Consider the following 4152-nt stretch of genomic DNA (forward strand, 5'->3'; position numbering starts at 1 on the left):
CATGCGTGCACTACGTAAAGGACAAGCATCGTCATTTTATTATGGTCAGCCTCAGGGTGAAGTGTGTCTAATCAACAGGGTTTTCGGTCTCTAAGTACTTTTTAAAGGGAACATCATCGACTCAAATCTCTATTTGCAACAGTGCCAAAAGAATAGCTTGGTTATATATGAATATCCGAATATGCGCAATATGAAATATATGATTCTGAGACTTTATTTCAACAAGGATTGGCTAGAAGTATAATGTGGTTTAAGTTTCATTTCACAACCTTCAGCATAAGCGATCGATTCCAGCTGCACCGTCACATGTTTGAGATCAAAATGATGATGTAAAGCTTCGGTAATTTCTGCAAGTAAGGTATTCGCAGTTTGTAAGTTGTCATCATAAACCACATGCACCGTGAGTGCATTTTCCAGGGTACTCATACTCCAGATGTGTAAATCATGCAGATCCACAACGCTCGGAATATTGAGTAAGCAGTTCCTGACTTCTAAAAGGTTAATCTGATCGGGCACACCATCAAAGAGCAAGTGTAAGGATTGGCGGAACAAGGAAAATGTTCCCAAAATAATAATAATGGCGATAATCAAACCTACCACAGCGTCAATCCATAACCAGCCCTGCCATAAATATAAGGCCCCCGCGACCACTACGCCGACCGAAACAACGGCATCTGCCGCCATATGCAGAAAGGCACCTTTGATATTCAAATCATGCTGACTGTTTTTAAGAAACAAAAGGGCGGTGCTCAAATTCACTACCACACCGATTGCAGCGACGATCATAACGGTGACTGCCGCTACAGGGCTGGGAGACTGAATCCGTTGTATAGATTCCCAGCCTAGAGAAAACATCGCAAAGAGGATCAGCACGGCATTAGTAAAACTGGCCAGAATCGAGGCTTTTTGCCAACCATAAGTATGTCGACGATTGGAGTGAATACGCGCTACGCTATAGGCTGCCCATGCCAGAAGTAATCCACCGACATCGGTTAAGTTATGGCCCGCATCAGCCAGCAAGGCCATGGAGTCGGTTTGCCAGCCATAGAATGCTTCAATTAAAACAAAGCCCAAGTTCAATACAATACCGATAGCAAAGGCCGTACCGTAATGTGATGTCTCATGTGTGTGGGAATGAGCCATGGTCAATAAAAATCCAGATAAGGTCTGTTGTACTAATTAAAGCATTTCTAATGCTAAAGCAATTCCTTGCGGCACTGTTGCAAATAGGCTGACATGATAAGCTAAATATCTTATTTATTTCGAGATACAGCAGATGAATCCCTTCCACGGTCGGCACTTTCAAGGTGAAATCATTCTTTGGGCTGTTCGTTGGTATGTAAGCGTCCGCTGAACCCCATGCCTATTTTTTAATTTGAGTTGGATTTCCAGCGATGTGGTAGTAATTCTTCTATTTGGGTCGCTTTATGCGTCGGCAGCCTTTTCAGCACATCACTGAGATAGGCATACGGATCCAACCCATTCAGCTTTGCTGACTGGATTAAAGTCATGATATTTGCCGCTCGCTGTCCACTGCGCAGCGAACCTGCAAACAACCAGTTCTTACGGCCCAATGCCCAGGGACGCATAGAGTTCTCTGCCCAGTTATTGTCAATGGGTAGATTGCCATCATCCAGATAGCGGCTTAAGGCTGGCCAACGCTTCAGACTGTAATTGATGGCCTTGGCGGTTGGAGAACTCGATGGCACCGTCAGATAATGTTGGTTGAGCCATTCATACAGTTGTTGCATCACCGGTTGGCTGTGCTGTTGTCGGTATTCGCGGCGGTGTTCTGCTGTACTATCGGTCTTTTTCCTGAGTTCTGCTTCTATCGCATACAGTTTCTGAATCATCAGTAATGCCTGTTCAGCGATCTGACTTTTCCCAGTCACATGTAGCTCATGGAATTTACGACGTGCATGCGCCATGCAGCCCACCTCAATGACATCGCCTGATTTAAAGCGTGCTTTATAACCACTGTAATCATCACAGACCAGATGGCCCTGCCAGCCATTCAGGAACTCTTCTGCATGCTGACCTGAACGGCTATCCTGAAAGTCATAGATCACCGCTTGAACTGGATTGTACTGTGTAGTGGCATAGGCCCAGACATAACCTTTCTTCGGTTTTTTCTCATCATCACCCATCCGCATGATGGTGACCGGCGTTTCATCGGCATGGATCACCCGCTGTTGCAGCACCACCTCTTTTAAGGCATTGGCCAGAGGCTCCAGTTCTACACCGCAGCGACCTATCCAGTCAGATAAAGTAGATCTGGACAGATCAATGCCCGCCCGCTGATAGATCAGGCGCTGACGGTACAGCGGCAAATGATCGGCATACTTCGATACCAGCACATGGCTGAGCAGTTCAGGTGAAGCAATGCCTTTATCAATCACATAGGCGGGCATCGCTTGCTGAGTCAGGGTGTCACACTGATCACAGACCCATTTGCCACGCACATGCTGTTCCTTATAGAACTGTGCCGGTCTGAAATGCAGTTTTTCACTGATATCTTCGCCGATACGACGTAACTGGCAGCCACAACTGCATTGGGTTGATGCAGGTTCATGCTCAATACGGATGGTGTGTAGATGATCCGGCAGCAGTCGACGTTTAGGTTTGTTGACTGTGGCTTTCTCTGTCGCTGCATCGGTTTTATCTGCATTCAGCCGCTCCAGTTCCAAATCAACTGCTGCGATATCCTCTTCAACCGCTTCGTCCCACAGATGGATTTGTTTTGCGGTGAGATGTTCGTTTTTACTGCCAAATTTGTGCTGTTTAAATAGTGCGAGCTCATGCTCGTATTTTTGCGTGAGAATGGAAAGATGTTGAACTTTGGCATCCAATTGCTGGTTTGATTTTTCTAATTCTTGATTTGATTGTGCCAGAGACTGATGCTGCATTGCCAACTGTCTGGTAAATTCCAGCAGTTGTTCATGGGTCAGTTGGCTTAAGTCTGGCAGCGTATTCATGACCGCAGTATGCCTGAGGTCATGACGCAGAGGAAATAGAACGTTTGGAGAATAGCAGAATGGACCAGCCTAGTTTAGAGCATCGTCACCACCTGCTGTCGTCCAATGCGCTGCCAAGGTAAACCCTGGATCAGTGCCTGTAACTGTTCCGGACTGATCGCCATGCTTTCACCCTGGTGAACCTGCGCCCAGTGGAATTTTCCCTGTTCCAGCCGCCGGGCACACAGCCAGATGCCCAGTCCATCATGTACCAGCACTTTCATGCGATGGCCACGTTTATTACAGAACAGGTAAGCACAATGCGGTTTGATGTAGCCAAAGGCTCTCACCACCTGAGCCATGATAGTATCCATCCCTGCTCGCATATCCAGAGGTTGGGTAGAAAGCCAGATTTCATCAATGCGGATCATGTTGCAAGTGCCTTGAGTAATTCTGCTAAAGCAGATATTTCTGATACTTGCCATTTCAAGCCAATTTCTGCTTTTGAGTGGGGTAAAGTAATTTGAACCGTTAACATGTCAGTAGGAGTAGGATCTAATGGTGTAGAGCAAGATAAGGCAATAAATGCAGGTTTATTCGGTAGTGGTGAGCGATCATTCCCTGGCTTACCATCAATTAAGCGAATCCATTTGGATACAAGATTTGTATTCAATCCATGTTGCAAAGCGACCGAAGCAATTGAAACGTCCGGTGCTTTACAAGCCTGAACGATCTGCTGTTTAAATTCAGCACTGTATGTTCTTCGTTTTTTCGCAAGAGATGCGATGGATGTCTGGTGATTTGTAGTCATAAATTTTAGTCCCCACTTGTTTTTAAGTGGGGACTAAATTAAGGCTTATAGGATGAATTCATAAGGTGTGTTCAGCGGACGCTTACTTATTTAAGACAAGTTTCGCCTATTCTTTCACTGCAAATTCCTATCAAAAGGGCTTGAATATCACGACGGTTACGTTGAAAGATATAATCAACTTTTGAAAGAAAGAAACGTGACTAACGCACAGCAAGATTAAATTATTCCTCGGGGTATTAAACAAGTAGGGTGTGTTGACACTTTTAGCTTAAAAAAATAGCGAAGTAGTAAAATCAAATCGCCAAACCCAATTTTACTATTCGCTATGCCTCGTACCATGCTGACAGATCAACACTGGCAAAAGTTGAAAGTTATTCTGCGTAATTT

4 protein-coding genes and 1 pseudogene are annotated in these 4152 nt (G+C 45.2%); 1 reads left to right on the top strand and 4 read right to left on the bottom strand.

Annotation, left to right across the window (positions count from 1 at the left end; translation table 11 throughout):
* Positions 1-94 (top strand): annotated as a pseudogene (locus tag F893_RS17985) (IS6 family transposase); the annotation flags it as partial.
* Positions 95-213: 119 nt separating this feature from the next.
* Here F893_RS17985 and F893_RS15885 read toward each other — a convergent pair.
* The 4 genes from F893_RS15885 to tnpA form a co-directional block, all read right to left on the bottom strand.
* Positions 214-1143 (bottom strand): cation diffusion facilitator family transporter, encoded by a 930-nt coding sequence (locus tag F893_RS15885; RefSeq protein ID WP_005253541.1) that lies wholly within the window; start codon positions 1141-1143, stop codon positions 214-216.
* A gap of 227 nt (positions 1144-1370) precedes the next feature.
* On the bottom strand, positions 1371-2975 hold the full coding sequence (gene tnpC / locus F893_RS15890) for an IS66 family transposase (RefSeq protein WP_004733110.1): 1605 nt from the start codon (positions 2973-2975) through the stop codon (positions 1371-1373).
* 74 nt (positions 2976-3049) lie between these two features.
* Complete coding sequence (gene tnpB, locus F893_RS15895; protein WP_004691519.1) at positions 3050-3385, bottom strand: IS66 family insertion sequence element accessory protein TnpB; 336 nt, start codon at positions 3383-3385, stop codon at positions 3050-3052.
* Positions 3382-3765, bottom strand: a complete 384-nt coding sequence (tnpA, locus tag F893_RS15900; RefSeq protein ID WP_004733109.1) for an IS66-like element accessory protein TnpA — start codon at positions 3763-3765, stop codon at positions 3382-3384. The genes tnpB and tnpA overlap by 4 nt, the downstream gene beginning before the upstream one ends.
* Positions 3766-4152 lie beyond the last annotated feature (387 nt).

Source organism: Acinetobacter sp. CIP 102136, from assembly GCF_000369685.1.
In the GTDB taxonomy this organism is placed as follows: domain Bacteria; phylum Pseudomonadota; class Gammaproteobacteria; order Pseudomonadales; family Moraxellaceae; genus Acinetobacter; species Acinetobacter fasciculus.